The 17986-nt window shown below is 66.5% G+C and carries 17 protein-coding genes; 8 read left to right on the top strand and 9 right to left on the bottom strand.

Annotated features, from left to right (window positions below; all coding sequences use genetic code 11):
- Positions 1 to 14: 14 nt before the first annotated feature.
- From rfbA to glmS, 4 genes are all read left to right on the top strand, one after another.
- Positions 15 to 902 carry a glucose-1-phosphate thymidylyltransferase RfbA gene (gene rfbA, locus KXV01_RS16270; protein ID WP_180885640.1) on the top strand — a complete coding sequence of 296 codons (888 nt, stop codon included), beginning with the start codon at positions 15 to 17 and terminating at the stop codon, positions 900 to 902.
- The gene (gene rfbC / locus KXV01_RS16265; protein ID WP_263467927.1) at positions 899 to 1456 is read left to right on the top strand and encodes a dTDP-4-dehydrorhamnose 3,5-epimerase; all 558 of its coding nucleotides are present in this window, start codon (positions 899 to 901) and stop codon (positions 1454 to 1456) included. The genes rfbA and rfbC overlap by 4 nt, the downstream gene beginning before the upstream one ends.
- Positions 1453 to 2391, top strand: a complete 939-nt coding sequence (rfbD, locus tag KXV01_RS16260) for a dTDP-4-dehydrorhamnose reductase (protein ID WP_263467926.1) — start codon at positions 1453 to 1455, stop codon at positions 2389 to 2391. Before rfbC ends, rfbD begins: the two co-directional genes overlap by 4 nt.
- A gap of 111 nt (positions 2392 to 2502) precedes the next feature.
- On the top strand, positions 2503 to 4350 hold the full coding sequence (gene glmS / locus KXV01_RS16255) for a glutamine--fructose-6-phosphate transaminase (isomerizing) (RefSeq protein ID WP_263467925.1): 1848 nt from the start codon (positions 2503 to 2505) through the stop codon (positions 4348 to 4350).
- Between the two features lie 90 nt (positions 4351 to 4440).
- Here the strand turns inward: glmS and KXV01_RS16250 are convergent, their stop codons facing one another.
- Positions 4441 to 5844, bottom strand: a complete 1404-nt coding sequence (locus KXV01_RS16250; protein ID WP_099486267.1) for a mannose-1-phosphate guanylyltransferase/mannose-6-phosphate isomerase — start codon at positions 5842 to 5844, stop codon at positions 4441 to 4443.
- 11 nt (positions 5845 to 5855) lie between these two features.
- Positions 5856 to 7202, bottom strand: a complete 1347-nt coding sequence (locus KXV01_RS16245; RefSeq protein ID WP_049416852.1) for a phosphomannomutase/phosphoglucomutase — start codon at positions 7200 to 7202, stop codon at positions 5856 to 5858.
- 140 nt (positions 7203 to 7342) lie between these two features.
- Between KXV01_RS16245 and KXV01_RS16240 the strand changes: the two genes are divergently transcribed.
- The 3 genes from KXV01_RS16240 to KXV01_RS16230 are packed head-to-tail and all read left to right on the top strand — an operon-like array spanning position 7343 to position 9347.
- Entirely contained in the window at positions 7343 to 8077 is a 735-nt protein-coding gene (locus KXV01_RS16240) for a CoA transferase subunit A (protein ID WP_111096336.1), read from the top strand.
- 1 nt (position 8078) lies between these two features.
- Positions 8079 to 8711 carry a CoA transferase subunit B gene (locus KXV01_RS16235; protein ID WP_049440689.1) on the top strand — a complete coding sequence of 211 codons (633 nt, stop codon included), beginning with the start codon at positions 8079 to 8081 and terminating at the stop codon, positions 8709 to 8711.
- A 48-nt stretch (positions 8712 to 8759) separates the two neighbouring features.
- Positions 8760 to 9347, top strand: coding sequence for an alpha-ketoglutarate-dependent dioxygenase AlkB (locus KXV01_RS16230; protein ID WP_099486256.1), 588 nt, complete (start codon positions 8760 to 8762; stop codon positions 9345 to 9347).
- Positions 9348 to 9353: 6 nt separating this feature from the next.
- Here KXV01_RS16230 and KXV01_RS16225 read toward each other — a convergent pair whose 3' ends face one another.
- The 5 genes from KXV01_RS16225 to KXV01_RS16205 all read right to left on the bottom strand — a co-directional run bounded on the left by KXV01_RS16225 (position 9354) and on the right by KXV01_RS16205 (position 13915).
- Complete coding sequence (locus KXV01_RS16225; RefSeq protein ID WP_158229309.1) at positions 9354 to 10316, bottom strand: glycosyltransferase family 2 protein; 963 nt, start codon at positions 10314 to 10316, stop codon at positions 9354 to 9356.
- An 80-nt stretch (positions 10317 to 10396) separates the two neighbouring features.
- Complete coding sequence (locus KXV01_RS16220; RefSeq protein ID WP_099495420.1) at positions 10397 to 11038, bottom strand: ABC-type transport auxiliary lipoprotein family protein; 642 nt, start codon at positions 11036 to 11038, stop codon at positions 10397 to 10399.
- Complete coding sequence (locus KXV01_RS16215) at positions 11035 to 11961, bottom strand: MlaD family protein (protein ID WP_049416832.1); 927 nt, start codon at positions 11959 to 11961, stop codon at positions 11035 to 11037. Before KXV01_RS16215 ends, KXV01_RS16220 begins: the two co-directional genes overlap by 4 nt.
- A 3-nt stretch (positions 11962 to 11964) precedes the next feature.
- The gene (locus KXV01_RS16210; protein WP_263467924.1) at positions 11965 to 12792 is read right to left on the bottom strand and encodes an ABC transporter ATP-binding protein; all 828 of its coding nucleotides are present in this window, start codon (positions 12790 to 12792) and stop codon (positions 11965 to 11967) included.
- A 1-nt stretch (position 12793) separates the two neighbouring features.
- Positions 12794 to 13915 carry an ABC transporter permease gene (locus KXV01_RS16205; RefSeq protein ID WP_049416828.1) on the bottom strand — a complete coding sequence of 374 codons (1122 nt, stop codon included), beginning with the start codon at positions 13913 to 13915 and terminating at the stop codon, positions 12794 to 12796.
- A gap of 92 nt (positions 13916 to 14007) precedes the next feature.
- Between KXV01_RS16205 and KXV01_RS16200 the strand changes: the two genes are divergently transcribed.
- Complete coding sequence (locus KXV01_RS16200; RefSeq protein ID WP_046428410.1) at positions 14008 to 15267, top strand: threonine/serine exporter family protein; 1260 nt, start codon at positions 14008 to 14010, stop codon at positions 15265 to 15267.
- Between the two features lie 109 nt (positions 15268 to 15376).
- Here the strand turns inward: KXV01_RS16200 and KXV01_RS16195 are convergent, their stop codons facing one another.
- Both KXV01_RS16195 and KXV01_RS16190 read right to left on the bottom strand, forming a co-directional pair.
- Entirely contained in the window at positions 15377 to 15760 is a 384-nt protein-coding gene (locus tag KXV01_RS16195; RefSeq protein ID WP_010480700.1) for an H-NS histone family protein, read from the bottom strand.
- 222 nt (positions 15761 to 15982) lie between these two features.
- Positions 15983 to 17686, bottom strand: a complete 1704-nt coding sequence (locus KXV01_RS16190; protein ID WP_263467922.1) for a proline--tRNA ligase — start codon at positions 17684 to 17686, stop codon at positions 15983 to 15985.
- Positions 17687 to 17986: the final 300 nt, after the last annotated feature.

Below are 17986 nucleotides of genomic sequence, written 5' to 3'. Positions count from 1 at the left end.
ATCCTGGAGACGACATGACGCAGCGTAAAGGCATCATTCTGGCTGGTGGCTCCGGCACCCGGCTGTATCCGATCACCAAGGGCGTCAGCAAGCAGCTGCTGCCGGTGTACGACAAGCCGATGATCTACTACCCGCTCAGCGTGCTGATGCTGGCGGGCATCCGCGAAGTTCTGATCATCAACACTCCGCACGAGCAGGCGCTGTTCCAGCAGCTGCTGGGCGACGGCTCGCAGTGGGGCATGGACATCCAGTACGCGGTGCAGCCGAGTCCGGACGGCCTGGCCCAGGCCTACCTGATCGGCCGTGATTTCGTCGCCGGCAAGCCGAGCTGCCTCGTGCTGGGCGACAACATCTTCCACGGCCACGGCCTGCGCGACGTGCTCAAGCGCGCCGATGAGCGCGTGGAAGGCTCAACGGTGTTCGGTTACTGGGTCAATGACCCGGAGCGCTATGGCGTGGCCGAGTTCGACCAGAGCGGCAAGGTGATCGATCTGGTGGAGAAGCCGGAAAAGCCGCGCTCCAACTATGCGGTGACCGGCCTGTACTTCTATGACGGCAAGGCCTGCGATTACGCGGCCGAATTGAAGCCGTCACCGCGTGGCGAACTGGAGATCACCGATCTCAACAAGCGTTACCTGGCCGAAGGCGACCTGCACCTGGAGGCGCTCGGCCGTGGCTATGCGTGGCTGGATACCGGTACGCATCAGTCGCTGCTGGAAGCATCCAACTTCATCGAGACGATCCAGACCCGTCAGGGCCTGCAGGTCTGCTGCCCCGAGGAAATCGCGTTCGGCAAGGGTTGGATCAACGCTGGACAATTGGAAGCGCTGGCCGCGCCGTTGATCAAGAACAGCTACGGTGAATACCTGCATAAGCTCGCCGTGCGTGGAGTCGTTCCATGAAAGTGATTGAAACCCGGTTGCCCGGCTGCGTGGTGATCGAGCCGGCGGTGTTCGGCGATGCCCGCGGTTATTTCTTCGAAACCTGGAACGCCGAGCGCTTCGCCGCGCTGGGCCTGCCGGACCGTTTCGTGCAGAGCAACGTCTCCACCTCTGCGCAGGGCGTGCTGCGCGGCCTGCATTACCAGTGGCCGCGGCCGCAGGGCAAGCTGGTCAGCGTGCTGGAAGGCGAGGTCTATGACGTGGCCGTGGACATCCGTCGCGGCTCGCCGACCTTCGGCCAGTGGGAAGCGGTGGTGCTGAGCGCGGAGAACAAGAAGCAGTTCTGGATTCCAGAGGGCTTCGCCCACGGTTTCGCCGTGCTGTCCGAGCGAGCGGTGTTCAGCTATCTGTGCACGGAGGTGTACCTCAAGGACTTCGATGCCGGCGTGCGCTGGAACGATGCGGACATCGCCGTGGACTGGCCGGTCAGTGTCCCGACGTTGTCGGCCAAGGACGAGAACGCGCCGTTCCTGAAGGACATCGCTGAAGACCGCCTGCCGGTCTACGTGCCATGACCGTGCTGGTGTTTGGTGGCAACGGCCAGGTTGGCCAGGAGCTGCTGCGCGCGCTGGCACCGCTGGGCAAGGTGGTCGCGACCACCCGCAGCGGCAAGCTGCCGGACGGCAGTGCCTGTGAAACGGCCGATTTCGGCCAGCCCGACGGCCTGCCTGCATTGCTGGACCGCGTGCAGCCGTCGCTGGTGGTCAATGCGGCCGCTTACACCGCCGTTGACCGCGCAGAGCAGGACGCTGATGCGGCCTTCGCTGCCAACGCGCAGGCGCCGGGCATGATCGCGCGCTGGTGCGCGGCCCACGGCGTGCCGTTCGTACACTATTCGACCGACTACGTGTTCGATGGCCAGGGCAGTGCGCCCTACCGCGAGGACGAGCCGACCGCACCGCTGGGCGTGTATGGCACCAGCAAGCGCGATGGCGAGGACGCGGTGCGTGCGGCCGGTGGCCGCCATCTGATTTTCCGCACGGCGTGGGTGTATGCCTCGCACGGCGCGAACTTCCTGCGCACCATGCTGCGCGTGGGCGCCGAGCGCGATGCGTTGCGGGTGGTGGCCGACCAGGTCGGCACGCCGACGCCGGCCGCGCTGATCGCTGATGTCACCTTGCAGGCGCTGCAGCATCCGGGGCAGTTGTCGGGTACCTGGCACCTGACCGCCAGCGGCCAGACCAGCTGGCATGGGTTCGCCGAAGCGATCTTCGCCGAAGCGTTGGCCACCGGCGTGTTGGCCAAGGTGCCGACGGTCGAGGCGATTCCCAGCTCCGAGTATCCGACCCCGGCCAAGCGTCCGGCCTGGTCGGTACTTGACAACCGCAAGCTGCAGCAGGATTTGGGCATTCCTCTCCCGGATTGGCATGAGGGGCTGACCATTGTGATGAATGAGGTCAAACGCTTGGTGGATAGACCAGCTGGGGACAGGGCCTCCAGGACGAACTAGACTAGTTCCCCCCTGCAGACACCTTTCCGGACACTTTCATTAAGCGGACAGGAGGGGGAAGCCGGGCAGGCGGGCTAGAATGCGCGGATCGTCTCCAAGGAATCGCGTGACATGTGTGGAATCGTGGGTGCAATCGCTGATCGCGATGTGGTGCCGGTACTGATCGAAGGCCTGAAGCGGCTCGAGTACCGTGGTTACGACTCCTCGGGCATCGCGGTGATCGACCACGCCGAGCGCCCCGAAGTCCGTCGCGTCCGTCGCGTCCGTCGTACCGGTCGAGTGTCGGAAATGGCCACGGCGGCCGAGGCCGAGGGCTTCAATGCGGTGCTGGGCATCGGCCACACCCGCTGGGCCACCCACGGCGGTGTCACCGAGGCCAATGCACACCCGCACATCAGCCACGGTGTGGCGCTGGTGCACAACGGCATCATCGAGAACCACGAAGAGCAGCGCGAGAAGCTGCGCGCGCTGGGCTACACGTTTGAATCGCAGACCGATACCGAAGTCATCGCGCACCTGATCCACCATCACCTGAAGGCCGGCGACGACCTGCTGGTGGCGCTGCAGCACACGGTGAAGGAGCTGACCGGTGCCTACGCGCTGGCCGTGGTCAGCCGCGCCGAGCCGGAGCGCTTCGTCTGCGCGCGCATGGGCTGCCCGCTGCTGGTCGGCCTGGGCGAGGGCGAGAACTTCGTTGCCTCCGACGTCTCGGCCGTGATCTCGGCCACGCGCAAGGTGATCTTCCTGGAAGAGGGCGACACCGCCGAGATCCGGCGTGATGGCGTGCGCATCTTCGACGAGCACGACCAGCCGGTCGAGCGCGACGTGCATCTGTCCGACGTGTCGCTGGCATCGCTGGAGCTGGGCCCGTACCGCCACTTCATGCAGAAGGAAATCCACGAGCAGCCGCGCGCGCTGGGCGACACCATCGAGGCGGCGATCGATGCCGGTGGTTTCCCGGCCGAGCTGTTCGGCAAGAACGCCGAAGCGGTGCTGTCTGGCATCGAGGGCGTGCAGATCATCGCCTGCGGCACCAGCTACTACTCGGGCCTGACCGCGCGCTACTGGATCGAAGCCATCGCCGGCCTGCCGTGCAGCGTGGAGATCGCCAGCGAGTACCGCTACCGCGCGGCCTACGCGAACCCCAGGCATCTGATCGTGACCATCTCGCAGTCCGGCGAAACGCTGGATACGATGGAAGCGCTGAAGTACGCCAAATCGCTGGGCCACAAGCACACGCTGTCGATCTGCAACGTGCCGGAAAGTGCGATTCCACGCGCCAGCGAACTGGTCTGCTACACCCGCGCCGGCGCCGAGATCGGCGTGGCCTCGACCAAGGCCTTCACCACCCAGTTGGCGGCACTGTTCCAGCTGACCGTGGTGCTGGGCAAGCTGCATGGCCGCATCGACGCGGCGCAGGAAGCGGATTACCTGGAGCAGCTGCGCTTCCTGCCGGGCAGCGTGCAGCACGCGCTGAACATGGAGCCGCAGATCGCTGCCTGGGCCGAGCGTTTCGCGCGCAAGAGCAGCGCATTGTTCCTGGGCCGCGGCCTGCATTACCCGATCGCGCTGGAAGGCGCGCTCAAGCTCAAGGAGATTTCCTACATCCACGCCGAGGCCTACCCGGCCGGTGAGCTGAAGCATGGCCCGCTGGCGCTGGTGGACGAGGACATGCCGGTGGTGGTGATCGCCCCCAACGACAGCCTGCTGGAAAAGGTGAAGTCGAACATGCAGGAAGTGCGCGCGCGTGGCGGCGAGCTGTTCGTGTTCGCCGACCAGGACAGCAACTTCAACGCGTCCGAAGGCGTGCACGTGATTCGCACCCCGCGCCACGCCGGCGTGCTCAGCCCGATCGTGCACACCATCCCGGTGCAGCTGCTGGCCTACCACACCGCGCTGGCACGCGGCACCGACGTGGACAAGCCGCGCAACCTGGCCAAAAGCGTGACGGTGGAGTGAGATGAGGTGGAATCCAGAGCCGCAGTGGCACTGGATTCCGCTCAAATCCGGTAGATGTGGATGCCGGGCGCTAGTCAGGCAACAGGGACATCAGCTGCGCCCGTAGGTATCCTCGAACCGAACGATGTCATCCTCGCCCAGGTAGCTGCCGGACTGCACTTCGATCAGTTCCAGCGGCAGCTTGCCCGGATTGCGCAGGCGGTGGGTCACGCCCAGCGGAATGTAGGTGCTCTGGTTCTCGCTGAGCAGGATCACTTCATCGCCACGGGTCACTTCGGCGGTGCCGCTGACCACGATCCAGTGCTCGGCGCGATGGTGGTGCATCTGCAGGCTCAGCGTGCCACCGGGCTTGACCGTGATCCGCTTGACCTGGAAGCGCTCGCCGTTGTCGATCGAATCGTAGGCGCCCCACGGGCGATAGACCTTGCGATGCCAGGTGGCCTCGCTGCGGCCTTCGGCCTTCAGCTGTGCCACCACGGTCTTGACCTCCTGCATGCGGTCGGCCTTGCCCACCAGCACCGCATCGTCGGTCTCGACCACGATCACGTCATCGAGGCCGACCATGGCCACCAGGCGCTGGCCGTAGGCATAGGTATTGCGGCAGTCGATGGCGATCACGTCGCCCTGGTGCGCGTTGCCATCGCCGTCCTGCTGCGAGACGTCGCGCAGCGCAGTCCACGAACCGACATCGTTCCAGCCCGCATCCAGTGGAATCACCACCGCATCAGCGGTCTTCTCCATCACTGCGTAGTCGATCGAATCGGACGGAACGGCAGTGAAGGCGTCCTTATCCAGGCGGGTGAAGTCGGCATCGCGGCGCGCCTGCTGCCAAGCCTGGCGGCTGCCAGCCAGCATCGCGGGCTGGAAGCGTTCCAGTTCCTGCAGGTAGCGCGAGGCCTTGAACAGGAACATGCCACTGTTCCAGTAATACTGGCCACTGCTGACGTAGCCGGTCGCGGTGTCCAGGTCGGGCTTCTCGACGAAGCGCTCGACGGCGCGCAGGCCCTGGCCCTCGGCGGCCTTGATGTAGCCATAGCCGGTTTCCGGTCCGGTCGGCACGATACCGAAGGTCACCAGCTTGCCGGCCTCGGCGGCACCGGCTGCGGCCTGCACCGCACTGCGGAAGGCGGCCTCGTTGGTGATCACGTGATCAGACGGCAGCACCAGCAGCAGTGCGTCGCCACCGTCGCGGGTGGCTTCCAGCGCGGCAACGGCGATGGCCGGGGCGGTGTTGCGGCCGACCGGTTCAAGGATGATCGCGGCCGGCTCGGCGCCAACCTGCTGCAGCTGCTCGGCGGCGACGAAACGGTGCTCTTCGTTGGCGATCACCAGCGGCCCCCGCGCGGCGATCGGCGCGACGCGCTTCCAGGTGGCCTGCAGCATCGTCAGTTCGCCCGCCAACGGCAGGAACTGCTTCGGGTACGCCTCGCGCGACAGCGGCCACAGGCGGGTACCGGATCCACCGGACAGGATGACGGGCTGGATGCTGCTCATGCGTTCCTCGGTTACTGCTGGATGAGGCGGGAGATGTCGTCGGTGCGCGCCTGCATCAGCGCGGCATCACCCCGGGCTTCGACATTCAGGCGCAGCAGTGGCTCGGTGTTGGAGCTGCGCAGGTTGAATCGCCAGTCGCCGAAGTCGGCACTGATGCCATCGGTGTGGTCCAGCGTGGGCGACTGCGCCGCGAAGTGCTCCATCACGCGTGCGACGGCGGCCTTGGCATCGCTGACCTTGAAATTGATCTCGCCGCTGCACGGGTAGGCAGCCATGCGGTCTTCGACCCAGTCGGCCAGCGAGCGCCCGCTTTCAGAGACCAGTTGGGCGATCAGCAGCCACGGGATCATGCCGGAGTCGGCATAGGCGAACTCGCGGAAATAGTGGTGGGCGCTCATCTCGCCACCGTACACCGCGTCTTCGGCGCGCATCTTTTCCTTGATGAAGGCGTGGCCGCTCTTGCACTGCACCGGTACGCCGCCGGCCTGTTCGACCATGTCCACGGTGTTCCAGACCAGGCGCGGGTCGTGCACGACCTTGCCGCCGGGGTTGCGCGCCAGGATTGCCTTGGCCAGCAGGCCGACCAGGTAGTAGCCCTCGATGAAGCGGCCGGTGTGATCGAAGAAGAAGCAGCGGTCGAAGTCACCGTCCCAGGCAATGCCGAAATCGGCACCGTGTTCGCGCACGGCGTCGGCGGTGGCGGCGCGGTTCTCCGGTAGCAGCGGGTTGGGAATGCCGTTGGGGAAACTGCCGTCCGGCTCGTGGCAGATGCGGATGAACTCGAACGGCAGGTGTGGTGCCAGCAGATCGACGATGGCACCGGCGCCGCCGTTGCCGGCGTTGACCACCAGCTTCAGCGCTCGCAGCTTGCCGGTGTCGACATAGCTCAGCAGGTGCTGGATGTACGCGCTCTTGTCGTGCTGGACGCTCTGCGCGGCACGCGGCGGTTGCGCCGCGGACGTATCGGCGGCAGCCGCATCGGAAATCGCGAACAGGCCAGTATCGGAGCTGATCGGGCGTGCGTTCTCCTTGACCAGCTTCATGCCGTTGTAGTCCATCGGGTTGTGGCTGGCGGTGACCATCACGCCGCCGGCCGCGCCCAGGTGGTCGGTCTGGAAATAGACTTCTTCCGTGCCACACAGGCCGATGTCGATCACCTCGCGCCCGGTACCGCGCAGGCCTGCGGCCAGTGCATCCTGCAGCGCGGGGCTGGTCAGGCGCACGTCATGGCCCAGTACCACCGGGCCCGGCGCAAGCTGCGCCGCCAGCGCCACGCCGATGCGGCGGGCCAGATCTTCGTTCAGTTCTTCCGGCACGCGGCCGCGGATGTCATAGGCCTTGAAGGCGGGCAGGGGCATTGATCGGGATCCTTGGGTGGCTCAGCACGCGATTGTAGTCCCAGTCCTGTATGGGAAGCGTTTCCATGCCGCAATGCCACGTGACCGCCTGCTGCGCTGGCCTAGAATGGTGTGATTACATCAACGAGGTGAGGGCGTAGATGAGCAATCCGGCAACGACCGGCGGAAAGCGCGGCAAGCGCTTCGCCAGTGCGGCGGAGGCCCTGCAGGGGGTGGTCGCCGATGGGCAGACCCTGGCCGTGGGCGGCTTTGGCCTGTGCGGCATCCCCGAGGCGCTGATCGCTGCGCTGCGCGACAGTGGCGTCAAGGGCCTGACCGTGATCTCCAACAATGCCGGCGTCGATGGCTTCGGGCTGGGCCAGCTGCTGGAAACGCGGCAGATCAAGAAGATGATTTCGTCCTACGTGGGCGAGAACAAGGAATTCGAGCGGCAGTTCCTGGCCGGCGAGCTGGAACTGGAGTTCAACCCGCAGGGCACGCTGGCCGAGCGCTTGCGTGCCGGTGGCGCGGGTATTCCGGCGTTCTTCACCGCCACCGGCTACGGCACGGTGGTGGCCGAGGGCAAGGAAACCCGCGAGTTCGACGGCAAGCACTACGTGATGGAGACCGCGCTGCGCGCCGACGTGGCGCTGGTCAAGGCCTGGAAGGCCGACGAGGCCGGCAACTTGGTGTTCCGCAAGACCGCACGCAACTTCAACCCTGCCTGTGCGATGGCCGGCAAGGTCTGCATCGTGGAGGTTGAAGAGGTAGTGCCGGTCGGCGCCATCGACCCGGATCAGGTGCACCTGCCGGGCATCTACGTGCACCGCATCGTGCACAACCCGCATCCCGAGAAGCGTATCGAACAGCGCACCATCCGCGCGGAGGGCAACTGACATGGCGTGGACCCGCGATGAAATGGCGGCCCGTGCCGCCCAGGAACTGACCGATGGCGCCTACGTGAACCTTGGCATCGGCCTGCCGACCCTGGTCGCCAACCACATTCCCGACGGCGTGGATGTGTGGCTGCAGTCGGAGAACGGCCTGCTCGGCATTGGCCCGTTCCCGACCGACGCCGAGGTCGACGCCGACCTGATCAACGCCGGCAAACAGACCGTCACCGCACGTGCGGGCGCCAGCTACTTCGGCAGCCACGACAGCTTCGCGATGATCCGCGGTGGCCACGTCAACCTGGCCATCCTCGGCGCCATGCAGGTCACCGACAAGGGCGATCTGGCCAACTGGATGGTGCCCGGGAAGATGGTCAAGGGCATGGGCGGCGCGATGGACCTGGTCGCCGGCGTGCAGCGCGTGGTGGTACTGATGGAGCACACCGCCAAGAACGGCGAGCACAAGATCCTGGCCGAATGCACGCTGCCGTTGACTGGCGTGGGCGTGGTCGACCGGATCATCACCGATCTGGCCGTGTTCGACGTGACTGACAAGGGCCTGCTGCTGGTGGAGGCCGCGCCGGGTGTCAGCGATCAAGAGCTGGAGGAAAAGACCGGCGTCGCGTTCCAGCGCGGCTGAGGCTGCAAGGGCGGCCAAGCGTGCCGCCCTGTTTCTTGAGGTGCCGCCATGCTGTTCCCCCACGACCTGCCCGACGCCGACGTCCAGCACCTGCCGGGCTGGCTGGCCGCTGCCGACGCTGACCGGCTCATGGGGGCGCTGCAGGCCGACGTGCCGTGGGAGGTCCACCGCATCCGGATGTTCGGCAACTGGGTGGATTCGCCGCGACTGAGCTGCTGGATCGGCGATCCGCAGGCCCGCTACCGCTATTCCGGTGCCGAGTTCGTGCCGCATCCGTGGCCGCCCGTGTTGCAGGCCGTGCGCGAGCGCCTGCAGGCCGAAGGCCACGGCCGCTTCAACAGCGTGCTGCTGAACCGCTATCGCAGCGGGGGTGACTCCATGGGCTGGCACAGCGATGACGAGCCGGAGCTGGGACCGGCCCCGGTGATCGCGTCGCTGAGCCTGGGCGCCGCGCGCCGTTTCCTGCTGCGCCGACGCGACGATACGGCGCGCAAGGCCGAATTCGTGCTGGGCCACGGTGACCTGCTGCTGATGGCCGGGCAGACCCAGCGCTTCTACCAGCACGCGCTGCCGAAGATGGCGCGGGTGCAGGGCGAGCGGATCAACCTGACGTTCCGCTGGATCCAGCCCAGCTGAAAGAAATCACGCGCGTACCAGATCGATGCAGGCTGACAGCAGGCCGCGACCGAAATTGCTGTAGTTTCCGGAGAGCAATTGCCCCATCACGACCGGCAAACGCCGTATGCGGGAGGTGGGCAGCGTCGCTCGTACCGAAACGTGATGCTGCTTGCGCTCCACCCACGCCAGCAATGGCTGGGGCAGGCTCAGTTCGCGTCCGCGCGCCAGCAACAAGCCCGATTGCGCACACTCGGTCTCCAGTTGCCGCTTGCGTCGCACCGCGCGTGGCGCCGTGTCATTGCCGCCCAGGCCCAACTGGTTGCCGCTGTGCAGGCGATAGCCGATGAGTGCCTCGGGAAGGCTGTCGATGTCCCCACGCATGGCTGCCAGCGTGCCGATCCAGGCATCGTGCACCCAGTCCTTGTCCGGTAGTGGCAGAGCATCGGCCAGCACCGAATGACGGAACGCCATCGCCGCGCCCGTCATCAGGTTTCGCTTGAGCATCAGACGGAAGCCGCCGCCGGCATGCATGCGCGCCAGATCCTCGGGCAGGTAACGCAGCGCATCGAACAATGTCTGCTGCAGCGGCTGCCCGGCCTCATCGATCAACTGAGCATTGCAGTGCAGGGCAAGCAAGCCAGGCCGCGCACCGAACTCGGTGCAGAAGCGCGCTATCTTGTTGGCATGCCATACATCATCCTGGTCGCACAGGAAGATGATCTCGCCAGTGCAGGCACGCAGCGCACCATCGAAGTTCCGTCGATAGCCGACGTTCTGTGGGTTCACCTGCAGGTCCACGGTAATGCCCGCAGCTTCGGCACGTGGCACGAAGGCCTGCAGCAACGCCAAGGTGCCATCAGTTGATAGATCGTCCCGGATCACGATCTGGTTGGGGCGGCGTGTCTGTGCCAGCAGACTGTCGAGCTGCTCCTGCAGGAAGCGCTCACCGTTGTACGTGCAGACGGCGATGGAGACGGATGCGGGCATCAGTGTGGCAAGAGACCGTGATTCGTCATTATCGCACGTACCCACTGGGGCCTCGCCGGGCGTGCCTGGCGAGGCTGCCATCAGTGCGCAACAGTTGGCTGATCGGCCTGTCCGCTCTGCAACGTCCAGCCCACCACATCCTGCGCCAGCTGCTGCAGGCCGCGCTCGAACGCCGCGGTCACCGCCGGCACATCGGTGCTGCCGACCGGCTGCGCCTGGCGGAAGGTGCGGTCGGCCACCACGCGCTGGTCGGCGACGTGGATCAGCTTGGCGTTGACCTCGATCACCACGGTCGGCGTGGCCTGCCCCTGGTAATCCGATTCGAAGCGGCGCACGTCGGTGGACAGCTTGTAGTCGGCGCGGATGCCGGCAGTGCTGCGGGCCACGCCGCGGATGCGGCCGGAATCCTCGAAGCCACGCAGCAAAGTGTCCTCGATCATGTCGGTGGCCGGCTGCGCCCAGCTGGCCCCCTTGTAGATCTCAAGCTGGGATGGTGTCGGGCGCACATTGATGCGCGGGCTGTCGACCATGCGCGCGGCGCTGGGCTTGGCCAGCACCAGCTGCCAGCTGGCCTGCGGCCACGCCGGGTCCGCCTTGACCTGCACGGACGGCGAGTACAGCGTCACCGCGGTTTTCTCGCTGCTGCCGAGGATGGAGCAGCCACCCAGCAGGGTGACCATCGAAGCGGCCAGCAGCAGGCGCGGAAGGGTGGTCGGGCTCATTTGGGTTCGAACTCCTTCGGTGCGTCGCGGCCCAGCAGGTAGCGCGCGGGGTTGTTCTCGAGGCGGTCGCTGACCCGGCGCAGGTCGCGGATCAGGCCACGCAGTTCGGTCAGCGTCGGGCCCAACTGGCCGAGGCCATCGTTGGCGAAGCTGTTGATCGCGGCGCGGTTCTCGCCAAGGATCGAATCGGCGTTGCCGGCGGCCGAATCGAGCTTGGCCAGGGTCGCGTCGAGCTTGTCGATGATGCCGGGCAGCTGCTGCACAAGATTCTTGTCCAGGCGCTCGATGGTGCCGTTGGTGGTCTTCAGCGTGGTGTCCAGGCTGCGGGCGGCATCGCGCGCGCTGAGCAGCAGCGCCTGCGTGCCCTGGTCACGGTCGGCCAGGCCGCCGCTGATCGTCTCCAGGTTGGCCAGCGTCGCGTTGATCGACGCCACGTTGCGGTCGCTGAGGATCTGGTCCATGCGCTCGACGATGCGGTTGGCGACGTCGGTGATGTTCTGCAGCGCAGAGGGCGTGGTCGGGATGATCGGTGCCGGGTCCTTGTTGACCGTGGTCAGCGCCGGCGACTGGGGCGTGCCGCCGCTGAGCTGGATGATCGACGGGCCGGTCAGGCTGGTGATCGCCAGCTTGGCGCGGGTATCGGTCTTGACCGGCGTGTTTGAGTTCAGGCGGATGCGCGCAACCACCTGGCGCGGGTCGTCCGGCACCAGGTTCAGTTCGGTGATCGAGCCCACCGCGATGCCGTTGTACTGCACCGGGCTGCCCACCGACAGGCCGGTCACCGCTTCGCGGAACACCACGCGGTACTCCTGCCAGGTGCGGTCGGAGGAGTACTTGGCCGCCCACAGGCCGAAGGCCAGCAGGGCCAGGCCGGTGATCAGGGTGAACGCGCCGATCAGCACGTAGTTGGCTTTGGTTTCCATGGCTCAGGCACTCTCGATCTGTTCGCCACGCGCGGCGCGCGCGCGGGGTCCGTGGAAGTATTCCTGGATCCACGGATGATCCAGTTTCTCGATGTCGGGCAAGGCGGCGTTGGCCACCACCCTGCGGTCGGCGATCACCGCTACCCGGTCGCAGATCGCATACAGCGTGTCCAGGTCGTGGGTGATCAGGAACACGGTCAGCCCCAGCGCTTCCTGCAGCGTCTTGATCAGGCGGTCGAAGGCGGCCGCGCCGATCGGGTCGAGGCCGGCGGTGGGTTCGTCCAGGAACAGCAACGGCGGATCCAGCGCCAGCGCCCGGGCCAGGCCGGCGCGCTTGCGCATGCCGCCGGACAGCTGCGAGGGCAGCTTGTTGATCGCGTCGGCGGGCAGGCCGGCCAGTTTCACTTTCAGCAGCGCCAGTTCGTAGTGCCAGCGCTCGGGCAGTTCGCGGTGGTGTTCCTTCAACGGCACCTGCACGTTCTCGCCCACGGTCAGCGAGGAGAACAGGGCGCCGTCCTGGAACAGCACGCCGGTGTTGCGTTCGATGTGCAGGCGGCTCTCGGCGTCGTCGGCACGCGCATCGCGGCCGAGGACTTCGATCTGCCCAGCATCCGGCACACGCAGGCCGAGGATCGAGCGCATCAGCACCGACTTGCCGGTGCCGGAGCCGCCGACCACGCCCAGGATCTCGCCGCGGCGTACGTCCAGGTCCAGGTCTTCGTGCACGGTCTGGCTGCCGAAGCGGTTGACCAGGCCGCGCACGCGGATGGCCAGTTCGTGGCCCTGGAGGTCGCGCATGTCGATGGATTCGGGGAGGGCGGATGTGCTCATGTCACCAGTCCATGTGCATGAACCACAACGCCGCGAAGGCGTCGATGATGATCACCAGCGAGATCGTCTGCACCACGCTGGAGGTGGTGCGCTCGCCGACCGACTGCGCGGTGCCCTCGACCTTCAGGCCCTCCAGGCAGCCGATCAGGCCGATCACCAGGGCGAATACCGGCGCCTTCGACAGGCCCACCAGCAGGTGCCGCACTTCCATCGTCTCGTGCATGCGCGCGATGTACATCTGCGGCGGGATGTCGAGGTCGAACGCACCGACGGTGATGCCGCCGGCCAGGCCGGCGATCATCGCAATGAAGGTCAGCAAGGGCAGGGTGACCAGCAGCGCCAGCAAGCGTGGCAGCACCAGCAGGTCGACCGGGTCCAGGCCCAGCGTACGCATCGCATCGATCTCCTCGCGTGCCTTCATCGCACCGATCTGCGCGGTGAACGCGCTGGCGGTACGGCCGGCCAGCACGATCGCGGTCAGCAGCACGGCGAACTCGCGCAGGAAGGCGATGTTGACCAGCTCGACCACGTAGATCTCGGCGCCGAAGTCGCGCAGGATGGTCGAGCCGAGGAACGCGATCACCGCGCCCACCAGGTAGGACAGCAACGCCACCAGCGGCACCGCATCCAGCCCGACCTGCTCCATCTGATGCACGGTGGCGGTCAGCCGGAAGCGGCGGGGTTCCTTGATCAGCCGCGCCGCCTTGACCAGGTTCTCGCCGAGGAAACTGCACAGGGCCTTGATGTTGTGGCCGGTGGCGTGGACGCTGACGCCCAGCCGCTCCAGCGCGGCCAGCACGCCGAAATCGCGCTTGGCCTTGGGCCGGTCATCGGCCACTTCCTCGATGGTGCACACCAGCGCCTGGTGGTCCGGGCGGAACTGCAGCGCGTCTTCGTGGAGATCGGCGCGATGGGCCACGCGCAGCACCTGCAGCACGCCGGCCGAATCGAGCTGCTCGATGCCGGTGGCATCGATGCCGGTCAGCGCGTCGGGAACGCCGCGCAGGACTTCGGCCGCGGCCAGCGCGGTCTTCAAGGTCCAGGTGCCGGACAGGCGGATCAGGCCCGGGTCGTGGGCATCCTGTTCGAGCTGGGGGGCGAGGTTCGGGGTGACGTGGGCCATTCGGGTCGCAGCATAACCGGTCTGTATCGGGCTTCGCGTCGAACTTGGATGAATTTCTCCGGTGGGCCCCAGCGTAGGTAATACTACGGCGCATGTCCGCAGATGCTCACACGATCCCCACGCCCCAGGCCACCTACGCACAGCGCGTGGCCTTCGTTTCCGAGATCGCCGGACGCCTGCACAGCTATGGCACCACGGCCCAGCGCCTGGAAACGGCGGTGGTTGCACTGGCCCGCCAGCTCGATCTGGATTGTGAACCGTGGTCGAATCCCACCGGTATCATTCTCAGCTTCAGCGATCCGGCCCAGGCGATCGGCTCCAGCGACATCACCCGCGTGATCCGCCTGGCACCGGGTGAGAACGACCTGCACAAGCTCAGCGTTGCCGACCACATCGCCGAAGAGGTGTCCAACGGGCGGATGAGCATCGCCCAGGGCCACACTGCGCTGCGCCAGCTGGACAAGGATCCGGGCCGGCGCGGCAAGCTGCGCACCATCCTGTCGTTCACCCTCGGCGCGGCGGGCGTGGCCGGCATGTGGAAGCTGCCGTGGCTGGACATCGCCACCGCCGGTGTCATCGGCCTGATGATCGGCCTGCTCGGCATGGTCACCGATCGCCGCCCGGCCACCCGCGAAGCCGCCGAGGCACTGGCCGCGCTGCTGGCCGGCATGGTTGCCACCCTGGTGGCGTCCTTCATCGGCGCGCTCAACCTCAATACGGTGATCATCGCCTCGCTGGTGGTGCTGCTGCCCGGCATGTCGCTGACCAATGCGGTCAATGAGCTGGCCAGCCAGCACTGGGTATCGGGTACCGCGCGCTTTGCCGGCGCGCTGACCACCATCATGAAGCTCAGCGTCGGCGCGATGATCGCGGTGACCCTGGCCGATGTGCTCGGCCTGGATCCGGTGATCCGGGCCGCGCGGCCGCAGGGGCCGTGGGTGGAGTGGGGCTCGCTGCTGACCGCCGCGTTTGCCTTCGCGATGCTGTTCAAGGCCAATCGCCGCGATTATCCGTGGGTGATTGCCGCCTCGGTGGCCGGTTATGCGATCTCCAAGTTCGGCGGCCACGCCTGGGGTGCACCGGCCGGTATCTTCCTGTCGGCAATGCTGCTGACCGCCGGCGGCAACCTGTTCGGACGCCTGGTCGGGCGTCCGGGCGCGATCATCCGCCTGCCGGGCATCATCATGATGGTGCCCGGCAGCACCAGCCTGCGTGGCGTGCTGACCCTGGTCCAGCAGCAGGACGTGGGCGCCGGCCAGAGCGTGTTCCTCACCGTTCTGAATGTGGTGATGGCGCTGGTGGCGGGCCTGCTGTTCGGCAACCTGCTGATGCCGGCGCGCAAGACCCTGTAGAGCCGAGCCCACGCTCGGCTTCGGATATGGATAGCCGAGCGTGGGCTCGGCTCTACAAACAAAAAACGCCGGCTATCGCCGGCGTTTTTCATTGCTCCCCGATCCGGCCTCAGGCCTTCTTGATCAGGAAATCTTCCGGCTTCTTGTTGCCCTTGGCGGTCAGTTCAGCCATCCAGCGCGGCTGCTTGCCACGGCCGGTCCAGGTTTCCTTGGGGTTGGCCGGGTTGCGGTACTTCGGGGCAACCTTGCCCAGCTTGCGGCCGGCGGTCTTCGACGGCGCCTTGGCGGCCGGGGCGGCCTTGCGGGCACGCGTGGCCGGGGCGCTGCCGAACAGTTCTTCGATGGTGTAACCCTCGGTCTTGGCCAGCTTGGTCAGCTGGGCCCGGACCTTGGTGATCGGCCGGCGCTTGGCGACGATGGTCTGCTGCTTCTTCGCGGTACGGATCAGGGCGCCCAGCTCGCGTGCTGACAGGCCGGTCAGGTCAATGCTCATTTACGGTTACTCCGGAAACTAATGTGTGGACGGGACAAGCCAGTCCATGGCGTCGGCGGACAGAATAGAGATGAATTAATCACAGCACAAATGCAGGCGGGTCATGGCGTGGCGGCATGCAGGCGCCGTCGCGGTGATTTTGACCGGATTATGTCCGCTGCAATATCGGGGAAGGCCGCGGCAAAAAAAAAGACCGGGGCAGGCCCCGGTCGTTTTTGCTGATCAGCCCTGCAGTCGCTGCAGCAGGGTGGCCTTGTCCAGGCTCTCCGCCTCGCTGGCGCGGCGCGCGCGGTACTCGTAGGTACCGGCGGCCAGGCCGCGTTCGCTGACCACCACGCGGTGCGGGATGCCGATCAGTTCCATGTCGGCGAACATCGCGCCCGGGCGCAGGCCGCGATCGTCGAGCGCGGCGTCCAGGCCCGCGTCGCGCAGCTCCTGCAGCAGGCTGGCTGCGGCATCGGCCACGGCGGCATCGCCCTTCGGGTTGATCACGCACACCACGACCTGCCACGGCGCCATCGCGTCTGGCCAGATGATGCCGGCCTCGTCATGGTTCTGTTCGATCGCGGCAGCCACCACGCGCGAGATGCCGATGCCGTAGCAGCCCATCGCCATCACCGCCGCCTTGCCGTTTTCATCCAGCACGGTGGCATCCAGCGTTTCGGCGTACTTGCGGCCCAGCTGGAACACGTGGCCGACTTCGATGCCACGGGCGATCTTCAGTTCACCGCCGTCCACGGCACGATCACCGGCACGCACGTTGCGGATGTCGGCCACTTCCGGTTCCGGCAGGTCGCGGCCCCAGTTGACGCCGGCCAGGTGGAAACCGGCCTCGTTGGCGCCGACGACGAAGTCGGCCATTGCCGCCACTTCGCGATCGGCGACCACGCGGATGGCCTTGGCCGGGGCGACCGGGCCGAGGAAGCCCGGCACGCTGCCCAGGTACTCGGCGATTTCCGCCTCGCTGGCGAAGCGCTGCTCGTCCAGCCCGGCCACCTTGGCCAGCTTGATCTCGTTGACCTCATGGTCGCCACGCACCAGCACCAGCACGAACTGCTGTGCCTCGCCTTCGCCGGCGATCAGTGCCACCGACTTCACCGTGCGCTGCAGATCGATGCCGAGCAGGGCCGCGACGTCCTCGCAGGTCTTCTGGGTGGGGGTATCCACCTTGCGCATCGTTTCGGTGGCGGCCGCACGCGGTGCCGGATCGGCGGCGATCGCCGCCTCCATGTTGGCCGCGTAGTCCGAACCGGTGGAGAACACCAGTGCGTCTTCGCCGGAGTCGGCGATCACGTGGAACTCCTGCGAGGCATCGCCACCGATCGCGCCGGAGTCTGCCTGCACCATGCGGAAGTCCAGGCCGAGGCGGGTGAAGATGCGGCTGTAGGCCGACTTCATGTTCTCGTACTCGCGCACCAGGCACTCATCGTGCAGGTGGAACGAATAGGCGTCCTTCATCAGGAACTCGCGCGCGCGCATCACGCCGAAGCGCGGGCGGATCTCGTCGCGGAACTTGGTCTGAATCTGGTAGAAGTTCACCGGCAGCTGCTTGTAGCTGGACAGCTCGCTGCGTGCGAAGTCGCAGGCGGCTTCTTCGGCGGTCGGGCTGTAGCAGAACACCTGGTCCTTGCGGTCCTTGATCTTCAGCAGCTGCGGGCCGAACTTCTGCCAGCGGCCGGTCTGCTCCCACAGTTCCTTCGGCTGGATGGTCGGGATCTGGAATTCCACCGCGCCGGCCCGGTCCATTTCCTCGCGAACGATGCGCTCGACCTTGCGCAGCACGCGCAGGCCCAGCGGCGACCAGGTGTACAGGCCCGACGCAAGCTTGCGGATCATGCCCGCGCGCAGCATCAGCCGATGGCTGGTCAGCTCGGCGTCGCTGGGGGTTTCCTTGGTGGTGTGCAGGTGGAACTGGGAGAGGCGCATCGTCGGCTTCGGATAACGGCAGAGACGTCTATTCTGCCAGCCCGGCCGGGGGGAGGGGTATCGGCAGGGCTGCGCCCTGCACCCGCGGTACTGCCGGCCGCTGGCCGGCAACATCAAGAGCAGAGGCCCACATTCCGTGGGTTGGCGGGGTGTGAGCCGCATGGATGCGGCGACCAAGCCTTATCTGATCGGAATCTGGCAGCGTAGGTGTCGAGAGCCGGCGTGGGCCGCCGTGTAAGCCTGGATCTCGACGATCGCCATGTAGCTTGGCGCCCACGCCGGAATCTCCCTTGATCCGCC

This window comes from Stenotrophomonas sp. Ps181, from assembly GCF_025697425.1.
Classification (GTDB): Bacteria; Pseudomonadota; Gammaproteobacteria; order Xanthomonadales; family Xanthomonadaceae; genus Stenotrophomonas; species Stenotrophomonas sepilia.
Note: the sequence above shows the minus strand (reverse complement) of the source record. Positions and strands in the feature narration are given on the sequence as shown.

What these genes read in the sequence shown, in the direction of transcription:
- KXV01_RS16220 (WP_099495420.1), bottom strand. Translation starts at nt 11,038, where the DNA reads ATGAGCCCGACCACCCTTCCGCGCCTGCTGCTGGCCGCTTCGATGGTC.
- KXV01_RS16195 (WP_010480700.1), bottom strand. Translation starts at nt 15,760, where the DNA reads ATGAGCATTGACCTGACCGGCCTGTCAGCACGCGAGCTGGGCGCCCTG.
- KXV01_RS16235 (WP_049440689.1), top strand. Translation starts at nt 8,079, where the DNA reads ATGGCGTGGACCCGCGATGAAATGGCGGCCCGTGCCGCCCAGGAACTG.
- KXV01_RS16230 (WP_099486256.1), top strand. Translation starts at nt 8,760, where the DNA reads ATGCTGTTCCCCCACGACCTGCCCGACGCCGACGTCCAGCACCTGCCG.
- rfbD (WP_263467926.1), top strand. Translation starts at nt 1,453, where the DNA reads ATGACCGTGCTGGTGTTTGGTGGCAACGGCCAGGTTGGCCAGGAGCTG.
- KXV01_RS16215 (WP_049416832.1), bottom strand. Translation starts at nt 11,961, where the DNA reads ATGGAAACCAAAGCCAACTACGTGCTGATCGGCGCGTTCACCCTGATC.
- KXV01_RS16190 (WP_263467922.1), bottom strand. Translation starts at nt 17,686, where the DNA reads ATGCGCCTCTCCCAGTTCCACCTGCACACCACCAAGGAAACCCCCAGC.
- KXV01_RS16200 (WP_046428410.1), top strand. Translation starts at nt 14,008, where the DNA reads ATGTCCGCAGATGCTCACACGATCCCCACGCCCCAGGCCACCTACGCA.
- KXV01_RS16225 (WP_158229309.1), bottom strand. Translation starts at nt 10,316, where the DNA reads ATGCCCGCATCCGTCTCCATCGCCGTCTGCACGTACAACGGTGAGCGC.
- KXV01_RS16210 (WP_263467924.1), bottom strand. Translation starts at nt 12,792, where the DNA reads ATGAGCACATCCGCCCTCCCCGAATCCATCGACATGCGCGACCTCCAG.
- rfbC (WP_263467927.1), top strand. Translation starts at nt 899, where the DNA reads ATGAAAGTGATTGAAACCCGGTTGCCCGGCTGCGTGGTGATCGAGCCG.
- glmS (WP_263467925.1), top strand. Translation starts at nt 2,503, where the DNA reads ATGTGTGGAATCGTGGGTGCAATCGCTGATCGCGATGTGGTGCCGGTA.
- KXV01_RS16205 (WP_049416828.1), bottom strand. Translation starts at nt 13,915, where the DNA reads ATGGCCCACGTCACCCCGAACCTCGCCCCCCAGCTCGAACAGGATGCC.
- KXV01_RS16250 (WP_099486267.1), bottom strand. Translation starts at nt 5,844, where the DNA reads ATGAGCAGCATCCAGCCCGTCATCCTGTCCGGTGGATCCGGTACCCGC.
- KXV01_RS16245 (WP_049416852.1), bottom strand. Translation starts at nt 7,202, where the DNA reads ATGCCCCTGCCCGCCTTCAAGGCCTATGACATCCGCGGCCGCGTGCCG.
- rfbA (WP_180885640.1), top strand. Translation starts at nt 15, where the DNA reads ATGACGCAGCGTAAAGGCATCATTCTGGCTGGTGGCTCCGGCACCCGG.
- KXV01_RS16240 (WP_111096336.1), top strand. Translation starts at nt 7,343, where the DNA reads ATGAGCAATCCGGCAACGACCGGCGGAAAGCGCGGCAAGCGCTTCGCC.